Source organism: Streptomyces sp. CBMA152, from assembly GCF_014596475.1.
Classification (GTDB): domain Bacteria; phylum Actinomycetota; class Actinomycetes; order Streptomycetales; family Streptomycetaceae; genus Streptomyces.
In genome coordinates this window covers 548732-564877 of record NZ_MECJ01000028.1, presented here as the reverse complement: position 1 = coordinate 564877, position 16146 = coordinate 548732, and the positions used below count along the sequence as shown (strand labels likewise).

Sequence of the window (16146 nt, the reverse complement as noted above, 5' to 3'; positions counted from 1 at the left end):
GCCCTTCGGCGTATCGTGGGTGGCGCTTGTCGAACACATATTCGAAAGGCGGTTGCGGCCCATGGTGATGAGCGCCCAGGAGCGGTTGGTGGAGGTGGTGGTGGCCGCGGTGGAGGTGGCCGCCGAGGCGGGGGAGTCCGGGACGTACACCGCCGACGTGGGCCGCACCCTCGGGGCGGTCGTGGCGAAGGTGGGCGCGCGGATCGCGATCGACGGGGAGGCGCGCGGGTTCAGCAGCGGCTGGCGGGAGGCGATGGCGTGCGCCGCCGGTGGCGCGGAGGGCGGTGGACGGGTGGTGCGGATGCCGGTGCGCGGGGGCGACGGGGAGGTTACTCCGGGGTAGGGTGAACGGACCCCGGGAGTTGCGGGGGCGCACGCTGTGAACCTTGCGAGCGTGCACGCAAACAGGGATGAGCGCGACAAGCCCCGGAATCCCGCCACAAAATCCTTACAGCGGTGGCCGGACGAGCCATTAATTCCTTGCGCGCAAGCGCGATAGTCTGGTCCTTGCTTCGGAGGGAGGCGATCACGATGACCACCAGCGAGCTGGACCGGTTCGCGACCTGGATCGAAGAGCTGATCCGTCGGCGCGGCTTCGACATCGACAGCCCGCGCGGTGGCGGCAGGTCGCGCCTCGCCGACGAGGCCGGGGTCCACCGGGCCGCCGTCACCCGCCTGCTGCAGCGCCAGAGCATGCCGGACCTGGAGACGACGCGGCGCCTCGCGCACGTCCTTGAAGTCCCCGTACGGGAGATGCTGATCCGTTCCGGGCGGCTCACGGAGGAGGACCTGCCCCTGCCGTCCCTGCGCGGGGCCTCGGCCCCGTCCTGGCAGCTCACGCTGGAGGAGGCCGCGGTGGGGCTCGGCGTACCGCCCGAGCAGCGGGCCATGTTCATCAAGGTCGCGGGGCAGTTCCTGCCGGACGCGGCGACCCGGGGGTCCGTGGAGTCCCGGTAGGTGGCCCGGAACCGCAGTCGTGCCCCCTCCGCGGTCGCACACAGTCGTAAGCTGACACGGCCTGGCAGCGATGGGGACGCGAGAGAGAGCCGTGCATGGCTGAGAGCGACGGGATCTCCCGGCCCAGCGGCGACCGGGCCGGGCGTGCGGGCCGCGATCCCGAGGACCGCCCGCGCCCCTACGAGCCTCCCGAGGAGCCCGACGGGCCCGCCGGGCTGCCGCCGGGCCCCGACGACCTGCCGGGGCTGCTCGCGGCCCTGGGGACCCACCTGGAACGCCACTCCGCCGACGAGCTGGTCGTCCTGCTGCGCGCCGAGCTGGAGAACCGCGAGCTGCGCGCGTACGCGGCCGGCTGGCGGGACGCGGCGGCCCAGTACCAGCGCGCCCTGGACGAGACGGCCTCGGCCGCCAGGGCCCGCTCCCTGCGCCGGGCGGGCCGGCGCCCGGGCCGGGGCGAGGTCATCCCGCTGCGCCGCGACCTCCCGCAGCAGGCCGAGTCCCGTACGCCCCCGGCCGCCGACGAGATACCCGGCGGCGCCGCAGTCGAACACGGGCGTACACCGGAGCCCGACACCGCCCCCGACGCCGCGCCCGAGCGCGATCCCGGCCGCCCCGGCCTCGTACGCAAGAGTCCGCACTCCAAGGTGCCCACCATCCCCCGGCTGACCGCGCCCAGACGGGAGCGGGGCAAGGGGGGCGCGGAGCCGCCGGAGGAGGGGCCCGGGTGAGACGCGTCTCACCGGTCCCTCGGGGTGTCCCGCGTGTGGGTATTTGTTTTGACCCAAGTCGATGAGGTAGGTACGCTCAGACCTTGTGCCTGGGGTGTGCCTGGGCTCCCCTGCGTGCCTACGTCCGCAGGACGAGCTCGTCAACGGCCACCGCAATCTGCGCTTTCTCCGTGCCCTCGGCGAGAGCTTGCAGTATTCGACACACCCGACCGCGTGGGTCGGCGATGTTCCAGGTTAGTTACAACGACGGCACACAGAAACCGGAGAAGTAGTGCCTACGATCCAGCAGCTGGTCCGGAAGGGCCGGCAGGACAAGGTCGAGAAGACGAAGACGCCCGCGCTTGAGGCTTCGCCCCAGCGCCGCGGCGTCTGCACGCGTGTTTTCACCACCACCCCGAAGAAGCCGAACTCGGCGCTGCGGAAGGTCGCGCGTGTGCGTCTGACCTCCGGCATCGAGGTCACGGCCTACATTCCGGGTGAGGGTCACAACCTGCAGGAGCACTCGATCGTGCTCGTGCGTGGTGGCCGTGTGAAGGACCTGCCGGGTGTTCGTTACAAGATCATCCGCGGTGCGCTTGACACGCAGGCTGTCAAGAACCGCAAGCAGGCCCGCAGCCGCTACGGCGCCAAGAAGGAGAAGTAAGAATGCCTCGTAAGGGCCCCGCCCCGAAGCGCCCGGTCATCATCGACCCGGTCTACCAGTCTCCTCTTGTCACGTCGCTGATCAACAAGATCCTGCTGGACGGCAAGCGCTCCACCGCCGAGCGCATCGTCTACGGCGCCATGGAAGGCCTCCGCGAGAAGACGGGCAACGACCCGGTCATCACGCTGAAGCGCGCGCTGGAGAACGTCAAGCCGTCGCTCGAGGTCAAGTCCCGCCGTGTCGGTGGCGCGACCTACCAGGTTCCGGTCGAGGTCAAGCCGGGTCGTCAGTCGACCCTGGCCCTCCGTTGGCTCGTGGGTTACTCCCGCGCCCGCCGCGAGAAGACCATGACCGAGCGCCTGATGAACGAGCTTCTCGACGCTTCGAACGGCCTCGGTGCGGCCGTCAAGAAGCGTGAGGACACGCACAAGATGGCCGAGTCCAACAAGGCCTTCGCGCACTACCGCTGGTAGTCGCAACCCACATCGAGACCGAGAGAAGACTGAGCCTTATGGCCACCACTTCGCTTGACCTGGCCAAGGTCCGCAACATTGGGATCATGGCCCACATCGACGCGGGCAAGACGACCACCACCGAGCGCATCCTGTTCTACACCGGTGTGTCTTACAAGATCGGTGAGGTCCACGACGGCGCTGCCACGATGGACTGGATGGAGCAGGAGCAGGAGCGCGGCATCACCATCACGTCCGCCGCGACGACCTGCCACTGGCCGCTCGAGGACGTCGACCACACCATCAACATCATCGACACCCCGGGTCACGTGGACTTCACGGTCGAGGTGGAGCGTTCGCTCCGCGTCCTCGACGGTGCCGTCACCGTGTTCGACGGTGTCGCCGGTGTGGAGCCGCAGTCCGAGACGGTCTGGCGTCAGGCCGACCGTTACGGCGTGCCGCGTATCTGCTTCGTCAACAAGCTCGACCGCACCGGCGCCGAGTTCCACCGCTGTGTCGACATGATCGTGGACCGCCTCGGCGCCACCCCGATCGTCATGCAGCTGCCGATCGGTGCCGAGGCCGACTTCAAGGGCGTTGTGGACCTGGTCCGCATGAAGGCCCTGGTCTGGTCCGCGGAAGCGACCAAGGGCGAGATGTACGACGTCGTCGACATCCCGGACACGCACACCGAGGCCGCTGAAGAGTGGCGCGGGAAGCTGGTCGAGACCGTCGCGGAGAACGACGAAGAGATCATGGAGCTCTTCCTCGAGGGCGTCGAGCCCACCGAGGAGCAGCTGTACGCCGCGGTCCGTCGTATCACCATCGCGTCCGGCAAGGGCGGGGACACCACGGTGACCCCCGTCTTCTGCGGCACCGCGTTCAAGAACAAGGGCGTTCAGCCCCTGCTCGACGCGGTCGTGCGCTACCTGCCCTCGCCCCTGGACGTCGAGGCCATCGAGGGCCACGACGTCAAGGACGCCGAGGTCGTCGTGAAGCGCAAGCCGTCGGACGACGAGCCGCTGTCGGCCCTCGCGTTCAAGATCGCGAGCGACCCGCACCTCGGCAAGCTCACCTTCATCCGGATCTACTCCGGTCGCCTGGAGGCCGGCACCTCGGTGCTGAACTCCGTCAAGGGCAAGAAGGAGCGCATCGGCAAGATCTACCGTATGCACGCGAACAAGCGTGAGGAGATCGACGCGGTGGGCGCCGGCGACATCGTCGCCGTCATGGGCCTGAAGCAGACCACCACCGGTGAGACGCTGTGCGACGAGAAGAACCCGGTGATCCTGGAGTCCATGGACTTCCCGGCCCCGGTCATTCAGGTCGCCATCGAGCCCAAGTCCAAGGGTGACCAGGAGAAGCTGGGTGTAGCCATCCAGCGTCTCGCGGAGGAGGACCCCTCCTTCCAGGTTCACTCGGACGAGGAGACCGGCCAGACCATCATCGGTGGTATGGGCGAGCTTCACCTCGACGTCCTCGTCGACCGTATGCGTCGCGAGTTCAAGGTCGAGGCGAACGTCGGCAAGCCGCAGGTCGCGTACCGCGAGACGATCCGCAAGACCGTCGAGCGTCACGACTACACCCACAAGAAGCAGACCGGTGGTACCGGTCAGTTCGCCAAGGTGCAGATCGCGATCGAGCCCATCGAGGGCGGCGAGGCGTCGTACGAGTTCGTGAACAAGGTCACCGGTGGCCGCATCCCCCGGGAGTACATCCCGTCGGTGGACGCGGGTGCCCAGGAGGCCATGCAGTTCGGCATCCTGGCCGGCTACGAGATGACTGGCGTCCGCGTCATCCTTCTCGACGGTGGCTACCACGAGGTCGACTCCTCCGAGCTCGCGTTCAAGATCGCCGGTTCGCAGGCGTTCAAGGAGGCCGCGCGCAAGGCCTCCCCGGTGCTCCTTGAGCCCATGATGTCCGTCGAGGTCACCACCCCCGAGGACTACATGGGTGAGGTCATCGGCGACATCAACTCCCGCCGTGGCCAGATCCAGGCCATGGAGGAGCGCAGCGGCGCCCGCGTCGTGAAGGGCCTCGTGCCCCTCTCGGAGATGTTCGGCTACGTCGGAGACCTCCGCAGCAAGACCTCGGGTCGCGCAAGCTACTCGATGCAGTTCGACTCCTACGCCGAGGTTCCGCGGAACGTCGCCGAGGAGATCATCGCGAAGGCCAAGGGCGAGTAACTCTTCGGAGTTCACCCGCTTTAGGCTTGTCACCGGAGTCCGGCGGGGCATTCGCCGCAATGCGAGAGTATTGCGGCGAATGCCCCCGGACCCGGCATCCCAGCAAAGATCACCTGGCGCCGATGAAGCAAGGCGTACAGAACCACTCCGCAGGAGGACTCAGTGGCGAAGGCAAAGTTCGAGCGGACTAAGCCGCACGTCAACATCGGCACCATCGGTCACATTGACCACGGTAAGACGACCCTCACGGCCGCCATTACCAAGGTGCTGCACGACGCGTACCCGGACCTGAACGAGGCCTCGGCCTTCGACCAGATCGACAAGGCTCCCGAGGAGCGCCAGCGCGGTATCACGATCTCGATCGCGCACGTCGAGTACCAGACGGAGTCGCGTCACTACGCGCACGTCGACTGCCCGGGTCACGCCGACTACATCAAGAACATGATCACGGGTGCCGCGCAGATGGACGGCGCCATCCTCGTGGTCGCCGCCACCGACGGCCCGATGCCGCAGACCAAGGAGCACGTGCTCCTGGCCCGCCAGGTCGGCGTTCCGTACATCGTCGTCGCCCTGAACAAGGCCGACATGGTGGACGACGAGGAGATCCTGGAGCTCGTCGAGCTCGAGGTCCGTGAGCTCCTCTCCGAGTACGAGTTCCCGGGCGACGAGCTTCCGGTCGTCCAGGTCTCGGCGCTCAAGGCGCTCGAGGGCGACGCCAAGTGGGGCCAGACCGTTCTCGACCTGATGAAGGCCGTCGACGAGTCGATCCCGCAGCCCGAGCGTGACGTCGACAAGCCGTTCCTGATGCCGATCGAGGACGTCTTCACGATCACCGGTCGTGGCACCGTCGTCACCGGTCGTATCGAGCGCGGTATCCTCAAGGTCAACGAGACCGTCGACATCATCGGTATCAAGACCGAGAAGACCACCACCACGGTCACCGGTATCGAGATGTTCCGCAAGCTGCTCGACGAGGGCCAGGCCGGTGAGAACGTCGGTCTGCTCCTCCGTGGCATCAAGCGCGAGGACGTCGAGCGCGGCCAGGTCATCATCAAGCCGGGTTCGGTCACGCCGCACACGGACTTCGAGGCCCAGGCCTACATCCTGTCCAAGGACGAGGGCGGCCGTCACACGCCGTTCTTCAACAACTACCGTCCCCAGTTCTACTTCCGTACGACGGACGTGACTGGTGTGGTGACCCTCCCCGAGGGCACCGAGATGGTCATGCCGGGCGACAACACCGCCATGACGGTCGCGCTGATCCAGCCGATCGCCATGGAGGAGGGCCTCAAGTTCGCCATCCGTGAGGGTGGCCGGACCGTGGGCGCCGGCCAGGTCGTCAAGATCACGAAGTAATTCGTGTTCTGACCTGGTAGCTCGCAACTGAGCACCAAGAAGGGCCCCGCACCGAGAGGTGCGGGGCCCTTCGCTGTTCTACGTGGTCATCGTTCTACCTGGTCATCCGGCGGCGTGCACAGAGGTCCCGCCGGTCCCCAGCGCCCACACCCAGGGCGTCCCGTCCACACCGAGCCCGACGGCGACCGGGCCGCGCGCGGTGAGGTGGAGGGTCGGCGCGTCGACGGGGACCACGCCTTGCGGGCGGGTCCGGCGCCCGTCCCCGACCAGCGCCTGGACCCGCCCCTTGGCGTCCTTGCCGAGGACGACCAGGCCGTCCTTGGGGGAGTGGAGCGCGCTGACGGGCCCGTATCCGTCGAACTTCGGCTCGTCCGTGCCCGGCTGGGTCCCGTCCGCGCGTATGGAGACGAGCTTGGGGTCGGCCGGGGCGAGGCCCTTGCCCTTGGTCTTACGGGGGTCGGTGAGGGTGCGGTAGAGCAGCTGTACGCCGTTTTCGCCGGGGAGCCCGACGGCGGCGGGCGCGTCGACGGCGAGCGGGAGCCGGGGCCCGTTCTTCACATAGGCGAGGGGCTGTCCGGGGGCGTCCTGGGTCCAGTGATGGACGAAGTCGTAGCCGGGCGCGAAGAGATGTACGCGCCCGGCCGAGTCGACGGCGGTACCGAGCCCGTCCTGAACGATCTGGCCGCCGAGGTCGCCCCACGGCCCCCAGGACCCGTCGGTTTCCCGTACCCGCGTGCTGACGCCCTTGTCGGCGTTGCGCACGAAGAGATGGACGCGGCCGTCGGGGGCGGTGACGGCGACGGGGGAGCCGATGCGGCGCCCGCGGTCGTCACCGCGTTCGGGGTTGCCGAGCCCGCGCCAGGCGGCGAACTTCCCACCGGGCGTGGCCTGTTCGAGCAGCACCACCTCACGGGTGTTGGCCCCGGCGCGCCCGGCCACGGAGGAGAACCGCAGCCCGAACAGCAGCTGGCGCCCGTCCTTGAGCGCGGCGCCGCCGAGTACGGGCGCGAGCGGCCCGCCGCCGAGGTCGTCGGGCGCGCCGAAGCGCCCGCTGCCGGGCGCGGTCTCCCGCCACCGCACGGCCCGCAGCCCGAGCACGCCGTACGCGGCGAGGCGTCCGTCGGGCTCGTCGCCGACGACGGGCCGGGGCCCCGGGAAGCGGTAGTGGGTCGAGCGGACCCACCCCTTCCAGTTGGTGAGGGGCCGCTTCCCGCCGACGTTGTAGTCCCCGCAGCCACCGGGATTGCCGCACTTCCAGTCCGGGGCGCCGCCGTAGGGGACCAGGTGGGCGGCTTTCTCGGCGAGGACGTCCGGGGGGAGGTTCTTGGGCCAGTGCCGGTTGTAGTAGGCGCGATAGGAGGTGACGGCGAATCCGGGCACGCCCTTGCGCTGCTGGGTGGCCTGGGAGACATACCGCACCATCCCGGCCCAGGCGAAGGAGGCGGCGGCGGTGTGGTCGGCGTGGTCGGCGTAGCCGGGTTGCTCGCTGTCGTGCTGCCGCGTCTTCTCGGTGCTGTGCTGGATGTCCGGGTCGGGGTCGAGGGTCTGGACGAGCGTGGGCGCGTACGTGTCGAGCAGCCCGGCGACGACCTCGACGAGTTCGTCGTACGTGTACGGGGTGGCGGCGGTGACCGGCGACCCCGTGGCGATGACGACGGGCAGGGTGAGGGCCCGGTCCTCCCAGAGACTGGGCAGCCCCATGCGGCCGCCGCGCAGGGTGTGCATGGCGGTGTTGAGGAAGACGAGCTCGACGTGACGGCCGTTGTGGGCAAGGGTGTTGGCCTCGGCCGTGTGCCCGCCGCGGAGTCGCAGGACGGTCTTCTCCCACGGAGCGAAGACGGGCAGCCCGATGAGCGAGGCATAGGCCTGTCGAAGCCCCTGGTGGCGGGCGGAGGAGTAGGCGGCCTTGTCGTAGTGCATGGTCGAGGGATCACTGACGACCCGGTTGTCCCCGTTGGCCTCGCCGCCGGTGAGATACACGCTGACGATCCTGGCCCCGCCGTCGAGGGCGTGCTGGGTATCCGGGTTCATGAAGTACAGGTCGTCGTCGGGATGCGCCACGATCTGCATCAACACGGCCCGCTTCCCGGCCGCCACGGGCTGCCCCGGCGCGGCGGTCGCCCCGTCGTCCCGATGCCGCTGCGCCTCGGGCACGGAACACGCCCCGACCACGGCAGCGGCCCCGGCACCGACGGCCGTCCCGAGGACGGCGCGTCTGGTGGGGCGGTAACGCCTTTTTCCTCCGTACACGTACGTTCCCCGTCTGCTTCATTCGCCATCCGGCGCGTCTGCTGGTCGCCGGAGTAGACGGGGAGAAAGGGCGTGCGGTTGCCCGGGGGAATTGGATTATGGGGTGATTTGAATTGTGGTCCGCTTTACTTCGAATGGAGTTTTCTTTCCGGCCACCCGCTATTTGTCTGCGGGGCGGCGGCGGTGCTCCGGGTACGGGACTACGCGTACCGGGGCAGCCCGTCGGTAGAGATCGTCCAGTCGCCGATGGACACGTCTCCTGCCGCGCAGCCCCGTGGGCGGCCTCACCGTCGGCCTGACGGCCACGTCCGTTCCCGGAGCGACGAGGCGGTCAGATGCGGTCCGGGCGCGGGGTTCGATGTGAAGTGCGCAGTCCCCGGCCTCCAGCGGCCGGGGACTACTGCTGCGCCTACGCGTCCGCGAAGACCTCTTCGATGGTCGTGGCGGTGATGGCGAGGTCGAACCAGCGGCTGAGGGTGTCGAGGTCGTCGCAGGTGGTGATGCGCTCGCGGGCCTCGTCGGGGACCTCGACTCCGCGGCGCTCCAGGAGGCGCAGGGTGTCCTCGGCGCGGCCCTTGGCGCGGCCCTCGTCCCGGATTTCCTCCGAGATCGGGGACTTGAAGAAGGAGAGGTCGGCGGCCATCAGGTTCCTCCACAGGTGTGAGGCCGGGCGCTTGCCCAGGCCCTGCGCGGTGAGTTCGGAGAGGATGAACGACAGGTCTTGGGGCGCGTCCCGCAGCGCGGCGGAGAGTGTTTTCAGTATGGCATCGATGTCCGGACTGGACGCGTGGGTGATCGCGGACAGGGTGGCCAGCCCGAGGTCCTGGCGGGCCTCGTCGAGATCGGTGATCACCGGCATGTTGTGCGGCCCCACAACGGAGGGACGCAAGGTGAGCGTGGGCAGCTGGGGCGGCCCGCTGGCAACAGGTCCCTGAGCCCACTCAGCGGTGGCGCTGTCCTGGCACACGACCAGGAGGGCGGTGGGCAGCCGGTATTTCGTCCAGAGGAACGAGGTGTAGTACGCCCAGTTCGCCGGCTTGTCGGGGTCCTTCTTGCCCTGGGCCTCGACGGCGAGGAGAAAGGCGCCGTGCTCCGCGGTCTGAAGACGTAAGAGCGTGTCCACGCGACGTTCGATCGGACTGGTCTCGGTGAGGTCGGTGGGTAAGACAGTGACCGCGACGGGGGCGGGGATGGTGAGCCCGAGGATGCGCGAGACGCGACTGAAGAGCCCGGGATCCTGCTGGAAGATGCGGTGCATCGCTTCATGAGGTGCGCTGACCATGCGATTCCTTGCCTTCGGGAGGGGGCGCTGCGTTCGACGCGCCGAGAGTAGGGTGATCAACTACCCCTAAATGCAGGCAAGTTGGCGATGTTCACCCATGCGAGTGAGGCGGAGTGGTCGGCTGGTAGCCGAGTTCCGGCCAGGCCGTCTTGCCTGGAACGCCGGACTGTGTTCGATGCACCAGCAGGTGGCCAGTGCCTCGATCAGGGGCAGGTCGCGTCCTGAGGTGTCGTTGCTGGACGGCCTTTGCGGGCATGGGAGTTCGCCAACCCTCGTTTCCCCGGCCCGGCTGCACCCCTCGGGCATGGAGCGAACTCATCTCGTACGCGACCGAGAACTGCCCCCTGACAGCTTTCGGCCACCCCGTACGTCCCACGTTGCACACCGGAACATGACCATGTGAATGTATGCGACATGGGGATGCCCGGCGGGCCTGAAAGGCGCCAGCGACTGGCGGATCTGGTGGCCGCATCACCAGGACCACGGCCTGACATACAGTCCACCGTTACGGTTGGCCACCGCGAATTCAGGGCACTCCTCGCCGAGTTCCGGCGTACGGCGGTGCTGGTTCCGCTGGTGGACGGAGACACGCTCTGGACAGAGGGCTGGGGCGGAGTTCGCTGGATCTGCGCATTCTCGGACGAAGCGGCGCTGGCCCGGTTCGCGTATGCACGAGGCGCGGCTGACCGCGAGTGGACTTACTGCACGATGCCGGGCGCGCGACTGCTGGACGCGGTGGTGCCCGCGCTGGGCGTGCCGGCCGGGGTGGCCCTGGATGCGGGGAGCGAAGACGGCACGCTCTTTCCGCCGGTTGCCGGGATCGTGCCGGACCGCGCGGCGGTAGTGGACGGACGAGGGCGAGCGGTGCGCAACGGGGGAGTGGCGTGAGCGACGGGGGCAGCCCGAATCCGACTGCCGGAGGGAATCCGGATCTCGCCGCACCGAAGCAGGCACTGGCGTCGATCACGGCGGGGATCAACGCATCCCTGGCCGAGCTGAAGGACATCGGCATGGTCGGCCAGGGGTCCGTGGGTCGGGGGTTCACGGCACTTGAGCTATCGGGCCTCGACATGGGGCACGCGGGGCTGACGAGTGAGTTCAAGACGTTCTGCGAGCGCTGGGAGTGGGGCGTGCGCGCCCTGGTGCAGGAGGGCAATGGCTTCGCGGCAGACGTAGGGCTGTCGGCGGGCATGCTCCATGAGCAGGACCAGTACCTCAGCAGCAGCCTGAAGACGCTGGCCAACTCGCTGAACGGCGACCCCAATCTGACCGAGGACGAGCTCGCCAAGAAGGGCTGGGGCGACATCCTGACGCAGAGTCCGACGGACAACGCGGACTACAGCGCCGATTCATTCAGGAAGGCACACGAAGACGTCAAGCGGACCGTGAACAACACCGCTTACGACGTGCAGGCTGGATTCATGGACCATCTGGCCGACGCCGGGGTCATCGACGAGCAGACACGTGCACAGGTGGACCAGGTGTCCCGGGTGGCCACTGACCCGGACCAGGCGGTACTCGACCGAGCGCACTGGGAGCGGGAGCATCGCTGATGTCCGGTATCGGTCACCTCATCGATTCGGGGCTCGGCAAGGTCGAGCACGGGGTCGACTGGGGTAAGAAGAAGCTCGGAGAAGGTGCCGACTGGGCCGCGCACCAGACCGGCGACATGCTGGAATCTGCGGGTGCCGCAGGTGTCGCGCACGCCATCGAGGACGCCGGCGACAGGTTCGCCTCTGCCATGGGCGCAACGGTGGACGAGCAGCAGCTTGGCCAGACCGAGGACCCGAAAGAGCTGATCCACGGCAGCCCGTCGAAGATCTGTGAGAGCGTCAAGCATCTGAACGCGTTCGAGGCGGCGTTCGAGCGGGTCGGTCAGGGAATGAAGGGCCTGGATTCCTGGCACTGGCAGGGAGAGGCAGCCGACGCGTTCCGCCGTAAGTTCTCCATGCATCCGGCCAAGTGGCTGTATGCGGCGGAGGCTTGCGCGGGCGCGGCCAAGGCGCTGGAGTCCTACGCCTCCACTGTCGCGTGGGCACAGGGCAAGGCCCACGAGGCCGCCAGTCTCTTCAAGCAGGGCAAGGATTCGTCCGAGACCGCGCGCGACGACTGCAACGAGAAGGCCGGTGCCTACAACGCCAAGGTGAAGGCGGGCCAGGATCCGGGCCCGCCCCCGGCTCCCTTCAGCGACCCGGGCAAGGCTCAGCGGGACCGTGCGCACGAGATCCTCGGCGAAGCCAGGCGCCAGCGCGACGAAGCGGCGAACCTCGCGAAGACCGCGGTGACGGCCGCGATGGCCCATGCTCCGCAGAAGCCTCCACCGCTCCAGCGGGCCCTGGACGAGGTCGTGGACCAGGGCGTCGGCACGACCATCGAGGTCGCCCACATAGGTGGTGGCCTCGCCAAGGGCACTGCCGACGTGATCGATTTCGTACGCGGTGTCAATCCGCTGGACCTCTACAACGTCACGCATCCGGCCGACTACTACCGTCACGTCACCATGACCCTGGCCGGTCTGGCCTCCACCGGCGCCCATCCGGACCGCGCGGCTTCCGACATGTGGCAGGAATTCAAGAAGGACCCCTCCGACTTCACCGGTCGGATGGTCCCCAATTTCGTCGACCCCGAGACCCTGGCTGTCGCCGGCGTGCGGGCCACCCTGAAGGTCGGGGCGAAGGAGGGCCTGGAAGAGGGAGCCGTGCTGGCTGCCGAGGCCGCGCGTGCGGAGGCGAAAGAGGCGCCGAACTGGTCTGCCACGGAGGAGGTTCCTCGGCATCCTCCGGAGCCCCACGACCCGCTGGAGGCTGCGGCTGACCGGTCGGTGGACATTGCGAAGCTGCCGGATCACGCGGTGTGGCGGACCACACGGGAACCGCTGTGGCGTTTCGACACGCGCCCGCCCGACACCATCTTCGACGAGGGTTTTATGCCACGAAATCGAAGGAATACCGATTTGGAGGGCTATGTCGAGGACAATGTGAGCTCGGCATATGTGGGCACGACCCGTGATCCCGAAATGGGCGGAGCGCAGTACAGGTACGACATCGATGCCCCGGGCGGAATCGATGTGAACAAGACGATTCCCGAGAATAAGTACGCCAAGGAGCAGGAGATCGCGTTTCCCGGAGGTGTGCGCGCGGAGCACATCAAGGGGGTCTGGGAGTTGATGCCCGATCGCACCTGGGGGAATTACATTCCGAACCCCCACTACAAACCACCCGCACCGGCGGTACCCCCGCCGGTACCGAATGACGTACTACCGCCAGGATGGACCCTGTGACCGAGAAGATGCTGGGGCGTCGCGACGACGCCATTGCTGTACGTGGTGACGAGCGGGCGGTGTGCGGGCTGGAGTGGTGGCTCGACGGGAGTCGGAGGGAGACGCCGTACGGGGTGCGGGCGCAAGGGCCTTGGGGGGTCGTCCAGGCCGTCGAGGGTGATCTCTTCGCTGCGCTGGAGGAAGTGCGGCGGCAGCTTGAGCCCGCGGGGTGGCGGCTGCGGGTGAACGGCGCCCGGCCCGATGTCGCGCAGAGCGGGATGCTGCGCGACGGGGGCAGTGCCAGCGCCTACCGACTGCACCCCGGCGTCAAGCCGTCCCGCGACGACATGGTCGAGCTGTTCGACGACGCGGGGGACGAGCCAGTGGTGTCCGTCGAGGAGCAGAGGGCCGCCTACGCGGCGTGGAAGGGATCGCCGAGCGCAGGCAGCGGGCTGCCGCCGGAGCCCCAGCTCACTCCCGAGCTCCTCGCACAGGCGCGGCACGCGCCCGGGACCTGGCTCTATTCGATCGACCCGGCGTACGACCCGGCGGGGCAGGTCCCGCCGTACGCGATCATCGGAGCTTGGCCGGTGGACGGGAACGGGAGTCCGGGGCCGTTCCAGCGCAATCCGAACTACCGGCCGTCCCCGCTGAGCCTCGGCCTGCCCGCGCCCACGGACGCCGTCGAGGCGGCGATGCAGCGGGCGGCGACGGGGCACGGGGGAGACGGTGAGGTGGTGCGGCTGCTCGCCGAGGCAACCGTGTACCTCGTTCCCGGTGCTGAGCCGGGCATCACCCTCTACACCGACGCCGAGGGCCGCTTCGTCCCGGTCCTCACGGACCCACGACACGCCCCCGCCACGGCCCCGCAGCTCCAGGCGGTCCCGTGCCGCGCGCTCCTCGCCTCGCTGCCTGCGGACGTGGCGCTGAAGCTCAACCCCGGCAGCCGCGTCTCGGTCCGCATCCCGTCGCAGGATGTGCGCGCGGCCGGGTGACGACCGGGTGCCCCCGTCGGCCGGGGGCGGTCATCACGTACGAGGGTGAATACGCTCAATGGCGTTGTGTTTCTGGACCGGCAGCCGGGCTATTTAGCGGGCCCCGAGTCGGGGTGTTGATCGGCGATATCCCGTACCGGAGCACGTGAGGATCCGGTGTGATGGATTTTGGTCGAATCGAACGGGGGGCGTGTTGTGATTGACAGGCAGACGGCGGTTGACGCCGCACTGGCTTTTCTTGCGGCTACGCCCATCTGCGATGAGATCCTTCCCGTGCACCGTTCACGCGGGTAGTGGTCGTACCCAAGGGCGGATCCGGTCCGCACTTCCCGCCGACGCACATTCCTGTCCGGGAATACGTCGAGCAGCTTTGAGGGGGGCTTTGGCTCTGCAGGAGGCTGAAGTTCCGTGAGTGTTCCGCCCTATCGGCTGGCGATCACAGCCGGGGTACCCCGAGACGCCCATGCTGGCGGCCTCGGTCGTCGTGCCCAAGGACGGGCGCTGACTTCGGCGGCTCGTCAGGGGAGTACTCGCTGACTCGCGGAGGCCGTGGGCGGCGGTGCCCTCTGTGAGGCAGCCCCCGGACCCCGCCCCTGCCGGGCCGCCCCCCGGCCGGGGCCCCGACCCGCCCACCCCCGGCCCCGTGCCGCCCCCACTGTGACGTGGGGTACGATCCTCGGCTCGATTGGCCAGGCCACCGCCCCGTATGGCAGACTGTCGGGGTTGCTCGGTTGAGTGCCGATGCTGCGCGCCTCCCGCCGGGAGGACCGGAAGCGAGTCCCACAGTACTCGTCGCCCCATCTGTCGTACGGCTTCGTCGTGCGGTGGCGCTGGAGCGGACGTACGGGAATCTTTCGGGAAGTGTCAGCGGGGCTCCGGCCAGGCACCCGGTGGGTGTTCTGCCCCCGCTTGCGAGGTCCACGGCCCGCATCCCCTTGGTTGGGAAATCCCGTATGGGATTTCTGCGTAGAGGGAGTGCGACACGCCCGACCGCGTGGGTCGGAGACAGAGTCGGTAGAACCCCCGGGTTCCAGAGCGTTTACGAGACAAAGGACTACTAGGTAGCCATGGCGGGACAGAAGATCCGCATCCGGCTCAAGGCCTACGACCACGAGGTCATCGACTCCTCGGCGAAGAAGATCGTCGAGACGGTGACGCGCACTGGTGCGTCGGTCGCGGGCCCGGTGCCGCTGCCCACTGAGAAGAACGTGTACTGCGTCATCAAGTCGCCGCACAAGTACAAGGACTCGCGCGAGCACTTCGAGATGCGCACGCACAAGCGCCTCATCGACATCCTCGACCCCACGCCGAAGACGGTTGACTCGCTTATGCGCCTCGACCTGCCGGCGGGCGTCGACATCGAGATCAAGCTCTGAGGTGACGCGCGAGATGGCAAAGAACATTAAGGGCGTCCTGGGCGAGAAGCTCGGCATGACCCAGGTCTGGGACGAGAACAACCGGGTTGTCCCGGTGACCGTCGTCAAGGCCGGGCCGTGCGTCGTGACCCAGGTCCGTACGAACGACGTCGACGGCTACGAGTCGGTCCAGATCGCCTTCGGCGAGATCGACCCGCGCAAGGTGAACAAGCCCCTCAAGGGTCACTTCGCCAAGGCCGACGTCACCCCGCGCCGCCACCTGGTGGAGCTCCGTACCTCCGACGCCAGCGAGTACACGCTCGGCCAGGAGATCACCGCTGCCGTGTTCGAGTCGGGCGTCAAGGTTGACGTCACCGGCAAGAGCAAGGGCAAGGGCTTCGCCGGTGTCATGAAGCGTCACAACTTCAAGGGCCTCGGCGCCGGTCACGGCACCCAGCGCAAGCACCGCTCCCCCGGTTCGATCGGTGGCTGCGCCACCCCTGGGCGTGTCTTCAAGGGCATGCGCATGGCGGGTCGCATGGGTAACGAGCGGGTCACCACCCAGAACCTGACCATCCACGCCGTTGACGCGGAGAAGGGTCTGCTGCTCATCAAGGGCGCGGTCCCCGGTCCCAACGGTGGCCTCGTCCTGGTCCGTACCGCGGCCAAGGGGGTTTGAGGAA

Annotated in this window: 15 protein-coding genes; 13 read left to right on the top strand and 2 right to left on the bottom strand. The window is 68.2% G+C overall.

Annotated elements, in window-relative coordinates; genetic code table 11:
• Positions 1 to 61: 61 nt before the first annotated feature.
• From BG418_RS26135 to tuf, 7 genes are all read left to right on the top strand, one after another.
• Positions 62 to 343: a hypothetical protein gene (locus tag BG418_RS26135; protein ID WP_188276399.1), complete on the top strand. Its 282-nt coding sequence runs from the start codon at positions 62 to 64 to the stop codon at positions 341 to 343.
• A 188-nt stretch (positions 344 to 531) separates the two neighbouring features.
• Positions 532 to 957, top strand: coding sequence for a helix-turn-helix transcriptional regulator (locus BG418_RS26130; protein WP_188276398.1), 426 nt, complete (start codon positions 532 to 534; stop codon positions 955 to 957).
• Positions 958 to 1052: 95 nt separating this feature from the next.
• Complete coding sequence (locus BG418_RS26125; protein ID WP_188276397.1) at positions 1053 to 1685, top strand: hypothetical protein; 633 nt, start codon at positions 1053 to 1055, stop codon at positions 1683 to 1685.
• A 271-nt stretch (positions 1686 to 1956) separates the two neighbouring features.
• Positions 1957 to 2328 carry a 30S ribosomal protein S12 gene (gene rpsL / locus BG418_RS26120; protein WP_007265893.1) on the top strand — a complete coding sequence of 124 codons (372 nt, stop codon included), beginning with the start codon at positions 1957 to 1959 and terminating at the stop codon, positions 2326 to 2328.
• A gap of 2 nt (positions 2329 to 2330) precedes the next feature.
• Positions 2331 to 2801 carry a 30S ribosomal protein S7 gene (gene rpsG / locus BG418_RS26115; RefSeq protein WP_101389595.1) on the top strand — a complete coding sequence of 157 codons (471 nt, stop codon included), beginning with the start codon at positions 2331 to 2333 and terminating at the stop codon, positions 2799 to 2801.
• 38 nt (positions 2802 to 2839) lie between these two features.
• Positions 2840 to 4966, top strand: coding sequence for an elongation factor G (fusA, locus tag BG418_RS26110; protein ID WP_188276396.1), 2127 nt, complete (start codon positions 2840 to 2842; stop codon positions 4964 to 4966).
• 162 nt (positions 4967 to 5128) lie between these two features.
• On the top strand, positions 5129 to 6322 hold the full coding sequence (gene tuf, locus BG418_RS26105) for an elongation factor Tu (RefSeq protein ID WP_188276395.1): 1194 nt from the start codon (positions 5129 to 5131) through the stop codon (positions 6320 to 6322).
• A 102-nt stretch (positions 6323 to 6424) separates the two neighbouring features.
• Here tuf and BG418_RS26100 read toward each other — a convergent pair whose 3' ends face one another.
• Both BG418_RS26100 and BG418_RS26095 read right to left on the bottom strand, forming a co-directional pair.
• Positions 6425 to 8572 carry a PIG-L family deacetylase gene (locus BG418_RS26100; RefSeq protein ID WP_188276394.1) on the bottom strand — a complete coding sequence of 716 codons (2148 nt, stop codon included), beginning with the start codon at positions 8570 to 8572 and terminating at the stop codon, positions 6425 to 6427.
• 409 nt (positions 8573 to 8981) lie between these two features.
• The gene (locus BG418_RS26095) at positions 8982 to 9854 is read right to left on the bottom strand and encodes a hypothetical protein (protein ID WP_188276393.1); all 873 of its coding nucleotides are present in this window, start codon (positions 9852 to 9854) and stop codon (positions 8982 to 8984) included.
• 462 nt (positions 9855 to 10316) lie between these two features.
• Between BG418_RS26095 and BG418_RS26090 the strand changes: the two genes are divergently transcribed.
• The 6 genes from BG418_RS26090 to rplC all read left to right on the top strand — a co-directional run bounded on the left by BG418_RS26090 (position 10317) and on the right by rplC (position 16142).
• Positions 10317 to 10742, top strand: coding sequence for an SseB family protein (locus tag BG418_RS26090; protein WP_399000425.1), 426 nt, complete (start codon positions 10317 to 10319; stop codon positions 10740 to 10742).
• Positions 10739 to 11407 carry a hypothetical protein gene (locus tag BG418_RS26085; protein WP_188276391.1) on the top strand — a complete coding sequence of 223 codons (669 nt, stop codon included), beginning with the start codon at positions 10739 to 10741 and terminating at the stop codon, positions 11405 to 11407. The genes BG418_RS26090 and BG418_RS26085 overlap by 4 nt, the downstream gene beginning before the upstream one ends.
• Complete coding sequence (locus BG418_RS26080; protein ID WP_188276390.1) at positions 11407 to 13134, top strand: putative T7SS-secreted protein; 1728 nt, start codon at positions 11407 to 11409, stop codon at positions 13132 to 13134. The genes BG418_RS26085 and BG418_RS26080 overlap by 1 nt, the downstream gene beginning before the upstream one ends.
• The gene (locus tag BG418_RS26075) at positions 13131 to 14108 is read left to right on the top strand and encodes a type VII secretion system-associated protein (RefSeq protein WP_188276389.1); all 978 of its coding nucleotides are present in this window, start codon (positions 13131 to 13133) and stop codon (positions 14106 to 14108) included. Before BG418_RS26080 ends, BG418_RS26075 begins: the two co-directional genes overlap by 4 nt.
• Positions 14109 to 15175: 1067 nt before the next feature.
• Positions 15176 to 15484 (top strand): 30S ribosomal protein S10, encoded by a 309-nt coding sequence (rpsJ, locus tag BG418_RS26070; protein WP_003948644.1) that lies wholly within the window; start codon positions 15176 to 15178, stop codon positions 15482 to 15484.
• A gap of 13 nt (positions 15485 to 15497) precedes the next feature.
• Positions 15498 to 16142 carry a 50S ribosomal protein L3 gene (gene rplC, locus BG418_RS26065; protein ID WP_188276388.1) on the top strand — a complete coding sequence of 215 codons (645 nt, stop codon included), beginning with the start codon at positions 15498 to 15500 and terminating at the stop codon, positions 16140 to 16142.
• Positions 16143 to 16146: the final 4 nt, after the last annotated feature.

Coding starts and splice junctions, on each gene's coding strand:
- BG418_RS26135 (WP_188276399.1), top strand. CDS start 62: ATGGTGATGAGCGCCCAGGAGCGGTTGGTGGAGGTGGTGGTGGCCGCG.
- BG418_RS26130 (WP_188276398.1), top strand. CDS start 532: ATGACCACCAGCGAGCTGGACCGGTTCGCGACCTGGATCGAAGAGCTG.
- BG418_RS26125 (WP_188276397.1), top strand. CDS start 1,053: ATGGCTGAGAGCGACGGGATCTCCCGGCCCAGCGGCGACCGGGCCGGG.
- rpsG (WP_101389595.1), top strand. CDS start 2,331: ATGCCTCGTAAGGGCCCCGCCCCGAAGCGCCCGGTCATCATCGACCCG.
- fusA (WP_188276396.1), top strand. CDS start 2,840: ATGGCCACCACTTCGCTTGACCTGGCCAAGGTCCGCAACATTGGGATC.
- BG418_RS26095 (WP_188276393.1), bottom strand. CDS start 9,854: ATGGTCAGCGCACCTCATGAAGCGATGCACCGCATCTTCCAGCAGGAT.
- BG418_RS26080 (WP_188276390.1), top strand. CDS start 11,407: ATGTCCGGTATCGGTCACCTCATCGATTCGGGGCTCGGCAAGGTCGAG.
- rpsJ (WP_003948644.1), top strand. CDS start 15,176: ATGGCGGGACAGAAGATCCGCATCCGGCTCAAGGCCTACGACCACGAG.
- rplC (WP_188276388.1), top strand. CDS start 15,498: ATGGCAAAGAACATTAAGGGCGTCCTGGGCGAGAAGCTCGGCATGACC.